The 18,846-nt window shown below is 66.3% G+C and carries 14 protein-coding genes and 1 pseudogene; 12 read left to right on the top strand and 3 right to left on the bottom strand.

The genetic code is table 11. The features are described 5' to 3' along the window. Positions 1–14: 14 nt before the first annotated feature. A complete protein-coding gene (locus tag ACI1US_RS09595) occupies positions 15–968 on the bottom strand; it encodes an ABC transporter substrate-binding protein (protein WP_461639993.1) in 954 nt (317 codons plus the stop codon). Positions 969–1,007: 39 nt separating this feature from the next. Here ACI1US_RS09595 and ACI1US_RS09600 point away from each other — a divergent pair, with 39 nt between their 5' ends. From ACI1US_RS09600 to ACI1US_RS09630, 7 genes are all read left to right on the top strand, one after another. Further along, on the top strand, positions 1,008–2,057 hold the full coding sequence (locus ACI1US_RS09600) for a FecCD family ABC transporter permease (protein ID WP_461639995.1): 1,050 nt from the start codon (positions 1,008–1,010) through the stop codon (positions 2,055–2,057). Further along, a complete protein-coding gene (locus ACI1US_RS09605) occupies positions 2,054–3,115 on the top strand; it encodes a FecCD family ABC transporter permease (protein WP_461639997.1) in 1,062 nt (353 codons plus the stop codon). The genes ACI1US_RS09600 and ACI1US_RS09605 overlap by 4 nt, the downstream gene beginning before the upstream one ends. Continuing rightward, the gene (locus tag ACI1US_RS09610) at positions 3,108–3,944 is read left to right on the top strand and encodes a siderophore-interacting protein (RefSeq protein WP_461639998.1); all 837 of its coding nucleotides are present in this window, start codon (positions 3,108–3,110) and stop codon (positions 3,942–3,944) included. Before ACI1US_RS09605 ends, ACI1US_RS09610 begins: the two co-directional genes overlap by 8 nt. An 85-nt stretch (positions 3,945–4,029) precedes the next feature. Continuing rightward, positions 4,030–4,590, top strand: a complete 561-nt coding sequence (locus ACI1US_RS09615) for a HEAT repeat domain-containing protein (protein WP_461640000.1) — start codon at positions 4,030–4,032, stop codon at positions 4,588–4,590. A 65-nt stretch (positions 4,591–4,655) separates the two neighbouring features. Beyond that, a complete protein-coding gene (locus ACI1US_RS09620) occupies positions 4,656–5,174 on the top strand; it encodes a hypothetical protein (RefSeq protein ID WP_461640002.1) in 519 nt (172 codons plus the stop codon). A gap of 67 nt (positions 5,175–5,241) precedes the next feature. After that, positions 5,242–5,604, top strand: a complete 363-nt coding sequence (locus ACI1US_RS09625; protein ID WP_461640004.1) for a hypothetical protein — start codon at positions 5,242–5,244, stop codon at positions 5,602–5,604. A 351-nt stretch (positions 5,605–5,955) separates the two neighbouring features. Next, on the top strand, positions 5,956–13,131 hold the full coding sequence (locus ACI1US_RS09630) for a DUF5979 domain-containing protein (RefSeq protein WP_461640006.1): 7,176 nt from the start codon (positions 5,956–5,958) through the stop codon (positions 13,129–13,131). Between the two features lie 44 nt (positions 13,132–13,175). Here the strand turns inward: ACI1US_RS09630 and ACI1US_RS09635 are convergent, their stop codons facing one another. Continuing rightward, positions 13,176–13,463: a hypothetical protein gene (locus ACI1US_RS09635; protein ID WP_461640008.1), complete on the bottom strand. Its 288-nt coding sequence runs from the start codon at positions 13,461–13,463 to the stop codon at positions 13,176–13,178. A 219-nt stretch (positions 13,464–13,682) separates the two neighbouring features. Next, positions 13,683–13,775, bottom strand: a pseudogene (locus ACI1US_RS09640) (helix-turn-helix domain-containing protein); the annotation flags it as partial. A 30-nt stretch (positions 13,776–13,805) separates the two neighbouring features. On the opposite strand from ACI1US_RS09640, the gene ACI1US_RS09645 reads away from it, so the two are divergent. The 5 genes from ACI1US_RS09645 to ACI1US_RS09665 form a co-directional block, all read left to right on the top strand. Continuing rightward, positions 13,806–14,252, top strand: coding sequence for an SRPBCC family protein (locus ACI1US_RS09645; protein ID WP_461640010.1), 447 nt, complete (start codon positions 13,806–13,808; stop codon positions 14,250–14,252). A gap of 95 nt (positions 14,253–14,347) precedes the next feature. Continuing rightward, complete coding sequence (locus ACI1US_RS09650; protein ID WP_461640012.1) at positions 14,348–15,115, top strand: alpha/beta fold hydrolase; 768 nt, start codon at positions 14,348–14,350, stop codon at positions 15,113–15,115. A 38-nt stretch (positions 15,116–15,153) separates the two neighbouring features. After that, a complete protein-coding gene (locus tag ACI1US_RS09655) occupies positions 15,154–15,693 on the top strand; it encodes a MarR family winged helix-turn-helix transcriptional regulator (RefSeq protein WP_461640014.1) in 540 nt (179 codons plus the stop codon). Positions 15,694–15,709: 16 nt separating this feature from the next. Next, positions 15,710–16,450, top strand: a complete 741-nt coding sequence (locus ACI1US_RS09660) for a DNA alkylation repair protein (protein WP_461640016.1) — start codon at positions 15,710–15,712, stop codon at positions 16,448–16,450. A gap of 331 nt (positions 16,451–16,781) precedes the next feature. After that, positions 16,782–18,846: MucBP domain-containing protein (locus tag ACI1US_RS09665; protein WP_461640018.1), on the top strand; the 2,065-nt coding region annotated here is incomplete at its 3' end.

Consider the following 18,846-nt stretch of genomic DNA (forward strand, 5'->3'; position numbering starts at 1 on the left):
CCGACCGGTTCAGTTTACGAGAGCTTCTCTTCGACCTGGTCGATGATGAGGTTTGCTCCGAGCACGCCGATGCCAACCATCCAGGTGTCGTCGGCGACCTCGTAGGCCGAGCCGCCGCTGACCGCGGGGAGCGCAGACCAGAGCTCGGTGATCTGCTTCTGCGTGGTTGCTGCGGGGTCGCCGCCCGGGCTCATGTAGAACACGACGTCGCCGTCGATCTCTTCGTAGAGTTCGGGGCTGAGCTCAGCCATCGACCACTCGTTCCAGCCCTTGTCGCCGAATTCGAAGCCCATGTCTGCGAGCAGCGATCCGGAGAACGTGCCGGGTCCGTAGAGGCGGAAGTTGTCGGCGCGGAAGCGCACGATCGAGGCGGTCTTGCCTTCTGCACCCACTGCTTCGCCGACTTCGGCGGCGCGCGCGGCGACCTCGGCGATCTTCTGGTCCATCTCGTCCGACTGGTTCACGGCTTCAGCGGCGAGTTCGGCCTGCTCTGTCCAGTTTGTGCCGGTGTCTTCGGAGAAGACTGTCGGCGCGATCGCCGAGAGCTCCTTGTAGAGCGCCTCGTGGCGCACCTTCGAGCCAAGGATCAGGTCTGGGGCGAGGTTCGCGATCGCGTCGATGTCTGGTTCTGCGATGTACCCGGTCGGTTCGGTGCCGTCGAGCTTGTCAGCGAGGTAGCCGGGGAACGAGCGGCCCTCACCGATCTCGGGCGCACCCACCGGGGTGATGCCGAGCGCGACGAGCGCGTCGATCTGGGGTGAGTCCAACACGACGATGCGTTCGGGGATGGCGTCGAAGGTCGTCTCCCCCATTGCGTGTTCGACGGTGTATGAGCTGCCGGCGGCGGGGGCTTTCTCCGGTGCATCGCTGGCAGCCGGGCTGCATCCAGCGGCGAGCAATGCGACGCCTGAGACGGCCGCGATTGTCGAGATCAGCTGACGAATTTGTTTGCGCTTTGGATTGTTCACGACATTCATCATATGAAGGTATGGCTACACTTACTTTCTGTGCCCCTTCTCACCGCCACCCGGCCGCCAAGAACTGAGCCGTCGGCCGTGCGCCCCGCCACCCGCTGGGGTGTCGGCCTCGCCATGGCCGCGATCCTTGCTGCCGCGCTGGTACTCAGCCTCGCAGTGGGGGCGCGGTTTGTGCCGTTCGGCGAGGTGGTCCAGTCGCTGTTTGGATCGGGATCTGAGAGTGTGCTGAATATTGTTGGCACTCTGCGTGTCAACCGGACGGTGAACGCGCTCTTCTGCGGTACCGCGCTCGGGGCCGCAGGTGTGCTCATGCAGGCGCTCACGCGCAACCCGATCGCCGATCCCGGAATTCTCGGCGTCAACGCGGGCGCTTCATTCGGCGTCGTGATCGGCATCACGTTCTTCGGCGCGATCGGAGCGGCCGGCGCGATCTGGTTCGCGCTCGCAGGAGCCGCGCTGGCAACCGCAGTGATCTTCGCGTTCTCCGCGAGCCGCTTCGTCGCGGGCTCCCCGGTGCGCCTGATACTTGCGGGTGTCGCCTTCTCCGCAGTCCTCGTCGGGCTGTCGCAGGCACTCGTGCTCACAAGCGAGACGGTGCTCGACGCCTACAGGTTCTGGCGGGTCGGATCGCTCACGGCCAGGCCCATCGAGGAGGCGGTGCCGCTCATCGCGTTCCTCGCCGTCGGCACGGTGCTCGCGCTTGCTCTCACCCCGGCCCTCAACATGATGGCGCTCGGCGACGACAGCGCTATCGCGCTGGGCGTACGCCCGGGCCTCGTCAGGCCGCTCGTGCTCATCGCCGTGACCCTGCTCTGCGGCAGCGCGACAGCCCTCGCCGGCCCGATCTCGTTCGTCGGGCTCGTTGTGCCGCACCTCGTGCGCCGTCTCGTGGGGCCAGACTTGCGGGCCGTTCTTCCCCTCTCCTTGCTCGCAGCCCCGGCGCTGCTGCTCGCCGCAGACGTGCTCGGTCGGGTCATTGGTCGCGGCGCTGAGGTGCAGGTGGGCGTGGTCATGGCGTTCATTGGCGGGCCCCTCCTCATCGCCTTTGTGGTTGGGCGGCGAAAGGCGGGCCTCTCATGAGCCTGCGCGTGCGCGACCATGCCTTGACCAGCGATGATCTGGTGCTGCGGGATCCGCGCGGAAAGTGGTCGCTGCGCTCGAGCAGCCGCACCGCCCGCGTCTGCGCTGCGCTCGTGGTGCTGCTCCTCGGGCTCGTGGTCGCCGCGCTGATGCTCGGCGAGTTCACCGTCACGCCCGCGCAGATCATCGAGACGTTCCGCGGGAACGCGCCCGACCAGCGAACCGAGTTCTTCATCCTCGGCCGCAGGCTCCCCCGCGCGCTCGTCGCGATCACCGTCGGCGCATGCCTCGCGGTCGCGGGAGCGGTCTTCCAGATGCTCACGCGCAATCCGCTTGCAAGCCCCGACATCCTGGGCATCAGCGGCGGCGCTTCGGTCGGAGCGGTCATGGTGATGCTCGTGTGGGGCGGATCCACCGCCCAGGCAAGCCTCGGTGCGCTCATTGGCGCTGTCGCGATGGCAGCGCTCATCGTCGCGCTCACGGCCCGCACCGGGCTGCACGGCGTGCAGCTGATACTCACGGGTGTCGCGCTCTCCGCGATCGCCGGAGCAGTCGTCGACTACGTGCTCTCGCAGGTATTCGTGGCGAGCGCGACGACCGCGCAGACCTGGCTCGTCGGCTCGCTGCAGGGCCGCAGCTGGGCTGACCTCGTTCCAGCTGTCGCGGTGCTCGCGGTGGCTGCCCCGATTCTGCTCTGGAAAGCGGCCGACGCGCGCACCATGACCCTCGGCGACAGCGCAGCGATCGGGCTCGGCGTGAACGCGGCACGGACGCGCTGGATCCTGCTCTTCGTCGCCACCCTGCTCGTCGCGGTGGCGGTCGCGACCGCTGGGCCGATCTCGTTCGTCGCCCTCGTCGCGCCACACCTCGCGCGCAGGCTCTGCCGGGCAGAGAGCTTCCTCGCTGCGGGGCTCACGGGTGCGGCGCTGCTGCTCGTGAGCGACCTTGTCGCACTCTACGCATTCGCGTTCCCCGTGCCCGTTGGCGTCGTCACCATCACACTCGGCGGCGGGTTCTTCCTCTGGCTTCTCTGGCGGGAGGGTCGTCGCCGTGCCTAACCACACCAGATCCCAGCTCCCCAGCCCGACAGGCGCAGCGGGCACCCCGCGCAGGCCCCGCCGCACCCAGGCCCGCGTGTTTGGCGCGCGCGTCACCGCGGCCGAGTGGGTGACCCCGGGCATGCGCCGGATCACTATCACCGCCCCGGAACTCGCCGACTACGCGCCGCTGGGAGCCGACGAGTACCTCGGGCTGCTCCTTCCCCGCGGCACGGCGTCGAGCCTCGCGCTTCCGGAGTCAGATCACGGCGACGCGATCCGCGCCGCCGTCGCCGCGCTGCCAGAAGCCGTGCGCCCCGACCTGCGCTGGTACACCCTGCGCAGGCACCGGCCGGAGCTCGCCGAAATCGACATCGACTTCGTCGTGCACGGCGACGAGGGCCCGGGGACCCGCTTCGCCCGCGCAGCGCGGCCCGGATCCGAGCTCGGGGTGCGCGAGTGCACCGCGCTCTATACTCCGCCGAAGGGCGCGGGCACGACGGTGATCGCGGGTGACGAGTCGGCGATCCCAGCAATCTCACGCATTCTTGAGGCCGCCGACAGCGAGCGCCACGCCACAATGCACGTGTTCATCGAAACCGCGGATCCGCGCGACCGCCAAGATCTCGGCGAGCGCGTCACCTGGGTCGACCGCGACGGTCGCCCCGGTGTCGCGCTCGAGCGTGCGGTTCGCGCAGCGGCCGTACCCGGCGAGATCGCATCGGCGTGGATCTGCGGCGAGCGCGAGGGTGTGCAGCAGATCCGTCGCCACCTCGTGAACGAGCGCGGCGTCGACAAAGCGCGCATCGTGTTCTCCGGGTACTGGCGCGTGGGCGAGGCCCGGCTGTAGCACGAGGGCGGGTTACCGCCTCGCTGCGGCCACGGCCTGTGTGCGCTCACCGCCTGAGCTGGTGCCGGGTGCCTATGATTGAGGCGTGTCAGAAACTTCTCAGCAGGATCCATCGTTCCCCCAGGCCACCCTTGACCTGCCCCTCGGGCAGCGGATCGCCAAGGCGGTTGAACACTACGGCGAGGCAGAGGTCGTTGCCCGCTCGATCTCGTTGATGGACGGCCGCTACGAGGGCGAGGAGTTCCTCCTCTACGTGGGCGGCGAGCACGCGCAGGGAATCTTGAACGGCGCACCCGTTCTGTACTGGCCTGAGCTCTGGGGTCTCCGCGCCCTCCAGCATGTCTGGTCCGACTCTGCAATCTCGCCGGTGCTGACCTCGCTCGAGAACCCAGCCTGGCGCGTGCGCGAGATGGGCTGCCGCGTCATCGCGCTGCGCGGCCTGCCCGCGGTCGACGAGCTCTTGGTCCTCGCGTCAGACGGCACCCCGCGCGTGCGCGCAGCCGCCGCTCGCGCACTGGGCGCGGTCGGCAACCCGGAGGATCTCGACAGCATCCGCACCTTCACGAAGGATCCGGTACTCGAGGTGCGTCGCGCAGCCCAGCAGGGCGTCGAGGCGCTGCGCTCGCGCTTCCCGCGTTCGCGGTAGCCGGTTCTGGCTCACTGCGGTGGCTGCGTGCAACAATAGGCAGCACCGAGCAAGGGAGCATGGGCATGCGAGCAGGACTGGTTCTTGGCCCTGTAGCCGCCGTGATCCTGCTCGCGGGCTGCGCTTCCGCGCCCGCAAGTGATGAAGCGCGCCGTTCAGCGCCGCAGCACCGCACCGCTTCCGGCGTGATTGCTTCGCCCTCGGGGGACGTCTCCGCCAGGTTTGAGGCGGAGGTGCTCATCCCAGCTACGCAGCTGGACGGGGAGGGGGCGGCGTCACCCGTCGCCACAGTCGAGTTCTTCGATTTCACGCTCCCCTACGACCGCGTGAGTGTCGGCGGTTCGCTCTATCCCCGCGGGGACGACGAGTGCTTCGATGCGGCGCTCCGCTCGGGCGGCGGCGAAATTGTTCCAGACGCTGCGGGATCGGCGAGCGCCAAGCTCCCGTTCGATGCGGAAGGCTACGAGCTCTACGAGCTCGTGCTCCACTTGAACTACACCCAGGTAGATCCGGGCACCACGGGCTGCATGGAACCCGTGGTGGCTCGAGCACCGCTCGCGTGGGAGGAGTCCGTGCGCGAGTAAGCCGAGATCTGCATCGTGGCAAGGGGCCTTCCACGTGCCGCCACCCGAAACCGCGTACGCTGGTGTGATGCCTACCCGCTTTGAAGCTTCGATCCAGCTCGATATTCCACTTGAGATGGCGAAGCGCCACGGGATCCCCTCCCAGATCAGTCGCACGGAGCTTGCCGAACTCGAGTCGAACCCACCCGCTTGGCTGCTGCAGTCGCGCGCGAACCGCACCGGCAAGAAGCCCGTCTGGGCGACGCTCACGTGTGTGCTGTGCGGCGTCGAGGAGGTCACTCGCCCGAAGAAGTGGTGGCCCGAGTTCACCCTGCTCGCCTGCGACGACCACGACGCGAGCGAGCTGCCCGCCGCCGAGGCAGGCACCTCACGCGAGTTCACCTACGGCGTCGGCAGCCGCTTCTTCGGTGTGGTCGATTCGCTCGTGTGAGCCACGACTCCTGGGCAAAGAAAAGTCCTAGATAAGCCAATGTAAATAATTGGCAGATAACAGCGTTCCCCCTTTGTGGCTGCAAATATTCGCATGTCAAACAGTTTTTAAACGCCAATGCTCTACAACGAATCAGCGGCCACCATATCCAGATCGACTTTTTGCTGCTAAATTCCACTAGCAGCGGCGTGTCGCCTTGCACAGCGCGACGCACCGCGGCCGGTCCGGCACCTTGCGGACTGCTCTGTACCGATGAGGGTGGGAATATTCGTGGCACGATTAGGCTTCAAGAGACTTCGAGCAGCACTGGCTGTCACGCTTGTTACTGCCCTCGGCATTGGGCTCGGTGGGATGACCGCGACGCCAGCGCTCGCGGACGGTCCCCCAGTGACGCTGACGCTCTCCGCGGTGGACTTGGCCTCGGGGGCTCCGGTCACCGAGGTTGAGAGCGGCAAAGACTTCACCTACACCGCGAGCGTAGGCTGCCCCGACCCAAACGGGTGTGGCCCCGCCACGCTCGAGGTCACCTTCCCCGACCTCGTCGAGTTCGTCGCCGGCGGCTTCAACGCCCCCGCGGGGGCCACGTACGACTTCGTTCCCGCCTCGCAAGAACCGAACGCCCCGGGTGGCACGCTCAGCGTGAGTTGGGATCCGCTCGGCGGGACCGCCGTAGTGTTCCTGCCGGTCAGAGTGAGCCCTATGGTCGACGCGAGCAACAACGGCAGCAGTCAGCTCGCAACGAGCATCCTGCGAGCCGGGGACGAAACACAGCTCGAACGAGACGCCACGGTCACTCTCCGAGCGTACGAGCACCCAGGAGTCGGCAGCGAGTCCGCAAGCTGGGCTGATTCGGCTCTCCAAGACGGCACCCAGGCAAGCACCTCAATGACGCTCACGGGCGTCGCCGCAGCGAACGCACCGAGCTCCCTCACCTTCCGGCTCCCTGGCAGCGAGGCCATCCCAGGCGCAACCCTGCCCGTGGCGGAGGCCTTTGACCTCACAGGCCTTGCGCTCAACCAGAACCCTCACGGTGCCCGGATAACATTCACCCTCGCCGACGGCTCGACCGATATTCGCACGCTCGACGCCCCCAACACCACTGTCACCGCACCCGACTCCGCGGTTGACTATGAGATCACGGTGTTTGGCCTCCCCTCCCTGGAATCGGCGGATGAGGCGGCCCGTACAGTGACGGCGACCGCAGCATACACGCTGCGCGATACGCAGCGAAGTGGTGGGAGGATCATTGATCCTGCGTTCGCCTCACGTCAAGTTCGCGCAACCGCGACGGTCACAAACACCGTCTCCGACGCGGCACCGGGCGAGGCTGCGACCCACTCAAAGCCGGTCCGCGCGAACATCGAGGTTCGCGCCCTCCTCCCCGAAATCGACCATAGTATGGCTTGGACGACGGCTTCCGGAGACGCCACGAGCGTCTACGAGTCGGGCGAGGCCTCCACCGTTACCGCCAAGGTCTGGAACTCTGGCGCGTCAGTGCTTCGCGATCTGGCGATCTCGCTGCCCCACCTCAACGCCAAGTACTTCGAGTTCCAAGAGCTCACAAGCGTCCCCGACGTGAAGTTCCCGGCAGGCGCGACCACTGCGACCATCCAGTACAGCTACAAGAGTCCGCTCACACCGGGCGAGCCCCACCAGTTCTCCCCGGGAGACGCCGTGCCCGGCCCAGACGCGGACGGACCGGATCATGAGCTTGGGCAAATCACCGGCGTCGCCGTCGTCTTTACCGCGGCAGAGGGTCAGGTCATCGACGGCAAGTGCGACAGTGCTGATCTCTGCGCGGCGCAGCTCATTCTGCACAGCGTCTTGCGTGACACCCAGCTCACCTCAGGCGCAGCGATCTCGCCACCCGCGAGCAACCCAGGAGACACCACCGTGGGCGTCATCGGCCGGGTGATCGCGACCGGAGCGAGCGGCAGCATCCTCAGACAGGACACAACTCAGGCGACCCTGAAGATCGTCAAGCCCCAGTTCAAAGCCACGCTCTCGAAGCGCTTCGGCGACGGCACTGACGAGGCCGTATACCCGCTCACGGGAGTAGCAAAGACCGGCGACCACTTCGACCCCAGCCTTCCTGAAGGCAGCGATCAGGCGTTCGCCGATCACGCCCTCCGGTTTGTCGCCGCGACAACCGCGACAGAGGGCGCGACCGAGCAGCCCGGCGCACGCGAACTCAGCATTTCAGACCCCCAGACCGCCCCAGAGATCTCGCGACTCGGCTCAGGCCCGTTCGATGCAATCAAGTTCACGGCGCTCTCCCCCGCCGACGCAGTGTGCACGACTCCCGACGATGAAATCGTCGGGAGCTCGACGCAACAGGAGGTGTGGGTGCTCGACTCGCTCACCGACCCCACCACCGTCACGCTGTTGCCGCTCGACGCGAGCACTGACCTCGAACTCGTCGTCGGCGTGAAGCTCTCGATCACGCCAACGGACGCCTCGGGCAGGTTCCCCGTCGACGTCAGCTGCGTGAGTGCTGAGGGGACAACGGTGAAGTTTCGCCACGCTCGAGTCTCAGACGGCACGATTGTCTCACCCGAGAACCTCTCCCAAGAGGCAACTCCCGGGCTCTACACTCTCGTGAACACCGCAGAGCTCGTCACCGGCAAGAACACCGTCACCGCTGTCGGGGGCGACTCAATGTACCTCGTTGATCTGCTCCGCGCGTCGGTCTACAAGCACTTCGCAAAGGGCGCGAAGGGCTACGGTGTGCAGGGCGAAGAGTCGCCCACCTCCTTCCTGCTCTCCGGCGTCCCGGCAAGCGAAGGATCCACGGCGACGCGCGTCGCCGACGGGCTGGTCTCGGGCAGCACGATGACGAGCGGGCAGTCGTTCGACGTGTTCAAGCTCGCAGGCGTGCGCGAAGCGCGGGTCGGGCCCGACCAGACGATGAAGATCTCCTTCCTCGACCGCACCGGAACCCCAATCGGGCCCGTGGGCGAGGTCGAGGCGAGTATCGCACTGGAAAGCCGCGACCTCACCAGCGAGGAGATCGAGGACTCGCAGAGCGAGGCCTATCTCGAGTTCCAGCGGACGCCTCGAGACGTGAACTGGTCGGCCGAGTGGGCAGACGGCGACATGGCGAAGGTCGCCGGCGTGCAGTTCGAGGTCACCAGAGCAGACACCGCGGAGAAGCTGCAGCGCTTCGGCGCGTTCTCGCTGGTCATCGATACCACGCTGCGCTCGCACCTGCTGAGTAGCCCGGCGACGGCGATCACCGGTGCGCCGAGCGGCGAGGTCTATCTCAATATGGCAAGCATCACGTCGCTTGAGGGCGCAGACCCCGGCGAGTGGCTCCCCCCGATCACGAGTTCACTCAAATTCCGGGTGTTCGCCGCGACCGCCCTGTTCGCGCACGCCGAGACCACCTGGTCCGACGCTAACGTGTCGGCAGACCGCTACCTGGTTGCGAAGCATCAGACCCCCTCGAAGATCGTGATGAACGCGGAGAACCGCACAGCCGTAGGTGTCTCGGGTGAACCGAATGACCCCGAGCCCGAAGACCAGTGGTCACTCACCGGCAGCATCGCGGTGGGCGTCGAGAGCCTGTCGGTTGGGGTGGCCGGAGCGCCAGAATCAGGGCGCAACCCGTTTGCAATCACCGAGTTCGCTGGGATCACGGAGATGACCTGGCCGGTTCGCAACGAGGCGTTGAAGGACGAGCCGAACACTGAGCGCCGTGTGGCGGGCTCCATCACCTACATCCTTGCCGATGGCACGTCGATCGAGGTTGCCGCACCCGTGGGGGCAGCGATCGCAGACCTGAACCCGCCCAAATCCGAGTGGGGAGATGTCGTCGGTGTCACGGCGACTTGGTCGGAAGCGGGCAAGTTCGTCGGCATCACACGGCCAAACGCCGCCAATACGGGCCGCCTCGCCTTCCAAGCAGATCTCCTCGACTACGTACGCGACGGTTACAGCTACGAGTTTGTTGCCGGCGACCCGAAGACGCTGAGCCCCGGGGCGAGCATTGACGGCGCTCTGCAGGACGTGCCCGAGGTCGTCGACCAGTTCGCCACGCTCGACGCAGATTTCTCCGCCACGCTCGCCGGCTTCGATCCCGCCGCCGGCGCGGCAGAGAGCGGCACGGTGCTCATCGACGTCGCGAAACGCAGTGTCAGCGTCGGGGTCGGTGCCAGCGGTCCAACCCTCTACCGAGACATCAGAACGCCTGCGGCACAGGCCGACACTACCTGGACGATTTCCAACACGAATACAAGCAACATCCCAGTGTCAGGGCTCTGGCTCGCGACTGACAAGGCGCTGCTCGATCGCGCACACTGGCCACAAAGCACGCCAGGCGACTACGAGTTCCCGGCGGGCTCAGCGCTCGACTCCTTCGACATCGTCAAGGCGAGTCTCGTATTCCCAGTCGGTGCCGCAAGCGCCAGCGTCTGGGCAGTGGGCACCGACGGGGTCTGGACGAACGCGATTCCCCTCACAAATGCCGGCGGAGTTTCCCTCCCGTCATCGGGCCCCGGCCCGAAATCGTGGGGTGCTGTCACCGGCGTACGCGTTCAGTTCGAATCGAACGAGGTCGACCGCAAGCGAATTCAGAAAGGGGCAGTCGGGTCGCTCGTGCTCGGGACGAAGCTCCGCGAGACGCTCCGCTCAGACCCGAGCGAGATCGCACCAGCGCGGGTCGTCCCGGAGGGCGCAGGTCCCGCCGCAGGCGAGGGCTGGGTCGTGAGCATGGACGCTGCGGGAACCGCGCACGTCGGCACTCCAGGAACGGAGCTCGAGCCGTACAACGATGCGGCGGCCACCCGCACGATCCTCGCGGGCGCACCGCGGCCGTTCACCGGCAAGTTCACAGCGAATTTCGACCCGTCGAAGCCGCTTCCGCCGACGAGCGTGCAGGGCAACCCAGGCTCGTGGGTGAACTTCTACGTCGTGCTGAGAAACAACACGAACGCAACGAGTAATCTCTACGATCTCTCGGCAATCGACACGCTGCCCGGCGGACTCCGCTATAACGCTGTGAACGCACAGAGCGAATGGAAGGTGCTCTTCGCGCCCGAGCGGCTGGCCAAACCAGAGTTCGCGGTGTCGTCAGAGTCGCCCGCCACAACGCTGCGGTGGGACTGGCGGGTCACGGATTACCTCAAGCCAGGTGAGCACGTCGTCATTCGCGTGCCGCTGCAGCTCAGTGACGGTTTCCCCGCCGGGTCGACGGCCACAAACCTCGCTCGGCTTGTCGGCAACGGCATTGAGGGCGTCACCGTGCCATCAGTATGCGCATCAGAGACGGGCTCCGCGTCGGCCTGTACTGCGCAGGCATATGTGTCGTCGCTGCGCAACGACTCCGTGCGCGCCGAGTCCTACATCGACGCGTCGGTCGGCGGCTCCTCAACGCTCATACGCGAAGCCTGCGACGCCACGACCATCGCGGACTGGGCCGACGGGACCTGGGTACGCAACCCCTGCATTGCTGAGACCACCTCAGGCGGAACACTCAAGTACCGGCTGAAGCTCATCAACTCGGGCAATATGGATCTCTCAGAGATGCGCTTCGTCGACGAGCTTCCGAAGCTCAACGATAAGGGCACCGTGCTCGACTCCGCCCGCGGTTCAGAGTGGACGCCGAGTCTTCTGCCTGACTCGGTTCGTCTCCTCGTCGGCGACGAGGCGACTGATCTCGGGGCGCGCGGGGACGGTGAGGTGAGCCAGGCAGGGTTCCGTTACTCGCCTACGGCGAAGCCGTGCTCGCTCTCGCCTGACGCCGAGTCAGGCAAGGACACACTCGAGTGCGCCGCATCCTCCGCTGCATGGTCTGCTGACCCAAGCACGGAGAGCCAGGCCTTCGGAGGCGACATCGTCTTCAATCCCGACGCGAAGCTCGCCGGCGGCGAGTACGTCATCGTCGAGTTTGACATGGCTGTGCCAGCAACCGACGACACCGCCGAACTCGCGTGGAACACAGCGGCGGTCTCGGCTCGGGCGCACGCAACGAGCCTCTGGCTGCCCGCATCCGAGTCACCGCGATCAGGCGCGCGCACCCAGGACACCTCGATGACGATCGCACTGGCGCTCGAGGATGCTCCAGTGACAAGCTGGCACCTCGACGCGAAAGAGTTCGCGCTCACGGTGTCGTGCTTGAGTCCCGGCGCGAGCGAGCCCGTGCTCACCACTGCCCGCTTCGATGACTCAGTCGCTGGGCCGTACCCGAAGGAGCTCACCGTTTCGGGTCTCCCACGCGGCGGCATCTGCGAGGTTGTCGATGAGCACTACACCCCGAGCAGTCCGACAGCGAGCGGCCAGTACGGAACCGTCTCGGACGGGGTTACTGGCTTCTCCTTCACCACGGAGCCTGCTGAGCCGATCGTCTTGGACGGCGATGCGGCGAACAACGTGCTCACCGTCACCAATTCATTCGCCGAGGCGACACTGGAGATCGGGGTGGAGATCGAAGGTTCGGCGAGCGAGATGATCCCCGCGGACGCGGAGTTCACCGTCGACGTGAGCTGTTCGTTCGGCGGCACCGAACGCAACCTCGGGCCGATGAAGGTCACGGCCGGTGGCTCGAACACGATCGACGGCCTCCCCGTGGGCGCTGTCTGCCGCGTAGCCGAGACGGATCACCGCGGAGCAAGCGCGGTCAGTGCCACGCTCGGCGGCTCGGCGGTGCCGCTTGATGAGGGGCGCAGCCTCACGCTTGAGCCCGTCGATCCGGGCACGCACGAGGTCGTGTTCGTGAACGCGTTCGAAGCAGGCGGGGTGCTCAGCGTGCTCAAGCGCGTCGAGCTTCCCGGTGCGGGGCTCGCCGTCGGCGACGTCGAGTTCCTCGTCAACTGCTCGCTCGGGGGCTACCCCCTCGACCTCGGGGATCGCGGCACGCTGCGTCACACCTTTGCGGCAGGAGAGACAGAGACACTGCTCCCGGTACCTGGTATCCCCGCCGGCGCCTCATGCACTGTGAGCGAGACAGTCACTGGCGGAGCCGATGTGCCCGCCCCGGACCGGACAGCCACGGTGCTGCCTGACGACGAGGTCATCGTCGAGATGGTCAACACCTTCGAGCCGGCTGTGCTCGAGCTGTCGAAGGAGATCACCGGCCCGGGCGCAACCGAACAGCGCGTGCCGGCGACCTTCACCATTGACGCCACGTGCACGCGCGAACTCACAATCGGCGGCACACCGAAGACCGTCACCGACTTCGCCGGGAGCTTCGCCGTCGCACCCGGCGAGCCGCACGCGATCACCGGGCTGCCCAGCGGTTCAAGCTGTGCGGTAGGCGAACCAGACCTCGGCGGAGCGGAGTTCGCCGAGATCACCTCGCTCACTGCGGATGCTCCCGACGAGGATCCGGCCGCGGACACGGCGCTCGTCTCCCTGGTCGGGCCCGGAACCGACGGCGAGGCGGTGCCCACCCGAGTGCAGGTGCGCAACCATTTCTCGGCGACAGAGCAGCTCGGCGTCACCGGCGGCCAAAGCTGGCTTCTGGCTGGCGGAGTCGCCGTGCTCCTGCTGGGGCTCGGAGCAGTCATGGTGAGCAGGCGAAGGAGCTAGGCCCGGGCGCGCTGGCAGGAAGCGAGCAGGAACGCCCGCTTGGGCTACTGCGCTGGGCCGGTGCCGGTGCCGGTGCCGGTGCCGGGCACGATCGTGCCTGGTGCTGGCGCACCCGGTGCCGCTGCGCTTGGTGACCCGGCACCCGGTGCCGCTGCGCCGGGCACGGCCACCGCGGGTGCCGCCGTCGCGACGATGTACAGAGTTGCAACCGGACCGAGCAGCAGACTGAGGAAAAACCAGGCAAGTCGAGACCGGTTCTTGTGCTCCGCGAGCCCCGCGTTCACGAGCGAGAGCGAGATCCAGAACATGCTTGTCGGTACGTATTCCCCCATACCTCCAGCATAGGCGCGCCTGCGCGTCGCCGCGCGACTGTGCCCTCGCGCCGCAGCTCTTCGAGTTCGCCGCAGCAAATCTCCCGGCGGGCATCTTGCTGCGGATCCACTTGACTGGTGGATTGGTCCCGGCGATGCAGTACGGATCCGCATTGACCTCGAAAACCTACGATCACGGTGCTTGGGGCAGCTCGCCAGGAAGCTCAAGCGGGACACAGATCACGATCGAGTCTTCACCGCGACCGCAGCGATCATCTCGATCGGCGGATTCCTCACCCCGCGTTCCACCTGCGAGAGATACTGTGGCGAGACGCCAGCTCTCTCGAATGGGAGACTGTCTCCATGACGAGCTCCTTCGAAGTGGTGACACGCACCACAGCGCCTGCCGAAGCACTCTTCGACGCGTCACTGAGCGTCGATGAGCATGTGGCCTCGCTCGCTCACTCTGGGGAGCGCGCGATCGCCGGAGTCACCGAGGGAACCATGGACCTTGGCGACATCGTGACGTGGCGCGCGAGGCACTTCGGGTGTTGGTTCACGATGACGGTGCGAATCACCGCGCTGGATCGGCCTCACCGCTTCGTCGACGAGCAGCAGCACGGGCCCTTCAAGCTATTTCGGCACGAGCACACCTTCGAACGACACGGCGGCGAAACGCGCATGACCGACAGGATCACCGTCGCGTCACCCGTGTTCGGCAGGCTTGCAGAGCGACTCGTGCTCGTGCCGTACCTGCGCCGGCTGATCCGCGCCCGCAACGCACACCTCGTGACGGCTGTCGCCCCGTAAGCGGCACGGCGGCTGCGGAGCGGCACGGCGGGCACGTAGCGGCACGGCGGAGGAGTTCCTCGCGATCCCCAGGGCTGAGAGATACGGTACTGAGTATGGAACACGCAGACCGAACATACGAGCGCGGCGACTACACGATGAAGTTCTCCGAGTTCGCCGGGCCCGCCACTCGCACATTCGTGCTCATTCACGGAATCGGTATGGGGCGGATCACGTTCGAAGAGGTCGCACAGGTGCTCACGATCCAGGGTCGTGTGCTCGTCCCCGATCTCCCGGGCTTCGGCGACTCCCCCGAACCGGGAACAGCCGCGACAATCGAGGAGAGCGCTGACCTCATCAAGCACTTCATCGACGACGAGGCCACCGGCCAGGTCACTCTCGTCGGGCACTCAATGGGCACGCAGATCGTCGCAGAGCTCGCGCACCGACACCCGCAGGCCATCGACACGCTCGTGCTCATCGCGCCGACGATCAACCGGCACGAGCGCAGCGCGACGAAACAGGCTGCGCGGATGGTGCAGGATCTGTACGGTGAGTCCCCCAAGGTCCTCGTCGAGGGCGTCGTCGAGTACACGAAGACGAGTCCGCTGTGGTTCGTGAACAAGCTGCGGCTCATGCTCGGCCACCGCATCGAAGACATCTGCCCTGAGATCGCCACTCCCACGCTGGTCATGCGCGGCGAAACCGACCACGTCTGCCCGCGCGACTGGGTGCAGGAGGTCGCCGAAGCGCTCCCTGATTCTGAGTACCAGGAGATTCCGGATCGCGGCCACGAGGCCATCATCAAGAGCCCGGAGCCGGTTGCATCGATGGTGCTCGAGTTCGTCGCACGGCGCGCGCCGCAGGCACACATCACGGACTAGTCAGGCCGCTGATAGTATGGCCCTTAATGAAATCGTTAATGGACCACAAGCACGAGCTACTCCTCGGCCACGCTGAGCTCGACAGCGAGGCAACCGACCTCGTCATGGCGGTACTGCGCACGGCCAACCTCATCGACCGCGCCTGCCAGGCGGAACTCGCCAAGTTCGACCTCACGGAGGGGCGGCTGAGCGTGCTCCTCGCCGTCGCCCGCGCAGAAGCAGGGTCCGCAACGCCCGCCGCCATCGCCGCCCAACTCAGCGTGACCCGCGCAGCCGTTACAGGGCTCCTCGACGGCCTCGACCGGCAAGGCCTCATCGAGCGGGCCGGCACCCCCGGCGACCGCCGATCCACGACCGTCACCCTCACCCAAGCCGGCGAGGACGCCCTCGAGCAGCTCCGCCCGGTGTATGGCGACTGGCTGCGACACATCGCGGGCGGCGTCTCCCCCGAGGCGCTCGTCGGGGCGAGCTCAGCGCTCGCCGCGATCCAGCGGCGCGTGACGGGCGAGAGCAGCGCCACCAGCGAGAGCAGCGCCACCAGCGAGAGCAGCGCCACCAGCGAGAGCAGCAATGCCTAGCCCGGGCGCCAGCAAGATGAGCGACGTCAGCGCCGAGCATCTCGCCGACCTCAACGCGGGCAGAGCCCAGGCGAAGACCCTCACCGAGGCACTCGTCATCGATCACTGCGTGCTGCTCGCGGCCGCGTGCCCAGGCGCGAGCGCCGAGCTCATCGCGGAGGTCGGCGCGGCGCAGGAGCTCGGCATCCTGAAGCGCATGGCGGCGATCGGCTCCGCGCTGCAGCAACACCTTGCACCCACTGAGCTCGCCCTCCTCGCCGAACACCCCTCGGACACGGTGCGCGGCTGGTGGTGCTTCGCAACCGCCGCGAATGAGGCGCTCGACCCGGCCGCGCTGCTTGCGGAGTGCCGACCGCGCGCCGACGACGAGCACTTCACAGTGCGCGAGTGGGTGTGGATGGCACTCAGGCCGCGACTCGTCCAGGACCTCGCGGGGTCAGTCGCACTGCTCGAACCGTGGACACAGGACAGCTCCCCCAGCGTCCGACGCTTCGCGAGTGAGTCGCTGCGGCCGCGCGGGGTCTGGGCAAGCCACATCAAGGCGCTCAAGGAGCAGCCGAGTCTCGGCGAGCCGCTGCTTGAGCCACTCCGCGCTGACCCCGAGCGTTACGTCCAGGATTCGGTCGCGAACTGGATCAACGACGCTTCCAAGACCGCCCCGGACTGGGCGCGGGAGCTCTGCGCGCGCTGGCTTACCGAGAGCCCCGCCGCGGCCACCGAGCGGATCGTTGCCCGCGCGCTGCGCTCGCTCAGATAGCACCCACCCGAAAGCCACACCTCACCATATGAAACTGCACCGCTTGCACATATGAAATAGACACACGTCGCAAATTACGGTTTTTTCGAGCTAATCTCCACCAAGAACTTGACGGGCCGCGCACACCCCACCAGAGTAACACTTGACGTGGTATTCATCGACGCAAAAAGTAGACCACTCGGGTCACCACCGCTGCGCCGAAGCTGAGGGCCTGCCGAAAGGGCGGGCCACTGAACGCCACAGGGGGCGGGGAATCGCAGTGCTGTCAACGACATCGCGGAGACTATTCGGAGGCGGATTAAGCCTGGTACTCGTGGCTGGAATGCTGGGCGTGAGCACGCCCGCACTCGCCGCTGAGGCGACCGTCGCAAACGCTGCCGAGCTGAAGTCGACAATTGAGGCGTTGCCAGCAGGTGACTCGACGATCACGCTCGACCCGAGCTTTGCTCCGGTCGGTGCCACGCCGACCATCACGCTGCCCGTGGGGGTCAATCTGACCCTCTCTGGCCCCGGCACGGTCATTGCGAAGGAGGCCGGCGTTTCCGGCCGCCACCTCGATCTCGTCGGCAATAGGTCCCAGACGGTCACCATCTCAGGCCTCATCTTTGAAGGCCACAATCCGGCAGATCCGACCGGCCAAGCAGGCGGCACCAGTGGCGGCGGTGTCGGCATTCGCGAGGTTGACACTGTGACCGTGAGCCAATCGACGTTCTCCGGCATCGACGGCTCGGCCGGCCTCGCCCTCGGCGGTGTCGCCACGCTCAACGTAGACAATTCGAGCTTCATGGGCAACCGGGCAGCGGCCGGAGCCGCTATCGAGCTCCCGAACGGGATCAACGCCACGATCTCCAACTCAACGCTGCATAAGAACTGGGGCACGCAGCCCGGCTACTCGGGTGGCGCGCTGCGCCCGCAGCGCAACACACATCTCACCGTCGTGAATTCCGTATTCACCGGGAATGTCTCGCTGACCCGCGGTGGCGCTATCGCATTCCATCAGATGGAGGGCTCGCTCACCGTCCGCGACAGCATCTTTGATGGCAACTCGGTTCCCATTGCGGCGAACAACAACACGCTGAACGATGGCGGTGCGATCGCCGTCAACGAAATGCCGATCGCTGGCCCGCAGTCCGGCGTCACGGTCATCAGCGGAACCACGTTCTCGAATAACGTCGCTGGCGACGAGGGCGGGGCCATGCTCATTCAGTCGGGCAATGGCTCGTCAGCCACGATCTCGAACAGTACGTTCTTCAATAACTCGGCCGAGGGCAAGCAAACGTCCTTCGATGACACCAGCGGTGGCGGCGCCATCGAGGCGTTCGGCACTGAACTCACGCTGAACCACAATACTTTTGTGAACAACCGGGCATTCAAGGGCAATTCGTTTGGCCCCCAGCGGGGCGGCGCCGTCTCCTCGACTGGAGATACGCAGCACCTCAAGGCTCAACCACTCCATCTCTCCCGCAACCTCTTCGTGGGCAACGATGTGGTGTCGAACGATGGCACATCCACCCCCAGCAGCTCGTACCGCCAGGTCTCAGCGCGCGGCGGTATCGAAACCCTCCAGCCAAGCCCCACCAGGAGCTGGGATGTCGATGCGTCCCCTGGCGCACCGGTTCTCACCCTCGACGACGCCGAGCAGAGCTATGGCCCGCGCGAGGCGAACCCCGAGGATGACACTGACAACGGCGTGATGACGTTCGCAGCATCGGTCTACGACATCAACGTCGGTGTCGACAACGGCAAGGCGATCGACCTCAACGTCATCAACCGTGAAGCCGTGCTGGGCAGCGATACTGCGGTACCGGCCGGGAACAATAGCCTGGTCTTCGCGGGCGACGCCCGAACTGGGCCCCTGCAACAGCCGGGCACCTTCGTCTTCCATCCGGGAGACGAAGGCTTCCTCACCGGCGTGGCCGACAACATCGGAGACGACTCCTCGACAATCGACTCGGATCAGCGCAAGCTTCCGGTCGACAAGCCGGCTGACGCTGGTTCGCTGCAGCAGGCCTTCATCCGATACGACCCGAATGGCGGAGACTGGAAAGACTACGAGGATTTCGACTTCGACGGCGAGCGGATTGTGCAAGTCCACGAGACCGCAATGGTCTGGACGGTTGGCGCGATCGGTTCCGAACAGGTCACAGAACCGGAACCGACGACCCCTCCCGAGGGCAAGACGTTCGTTGAGTGGAATACCGAGAAAGACGGCAGCGGAACAGGCTATCCGGCCGGCGCAATCTCAATCCCCGCCGGCAATCTTCGGCTGTACGCGATCTGGCAGGAAGCCCCCGTCGAACAGGGCACCGTCACCGCCAACTACCTCGACGAAAACGGCGCCCCGCTCCGCGACCCGATCATCACGACGGGCGACATCGACACCGATTACACGACCG

The organism is Leucobacter sp. BZR 635, assembly GCF_048061935.2.
Lineage (GTDB): Bacteria > Actinomycetota > Actinomycetes > Actinomycetales > Microbacteriaceae > Leucobacter.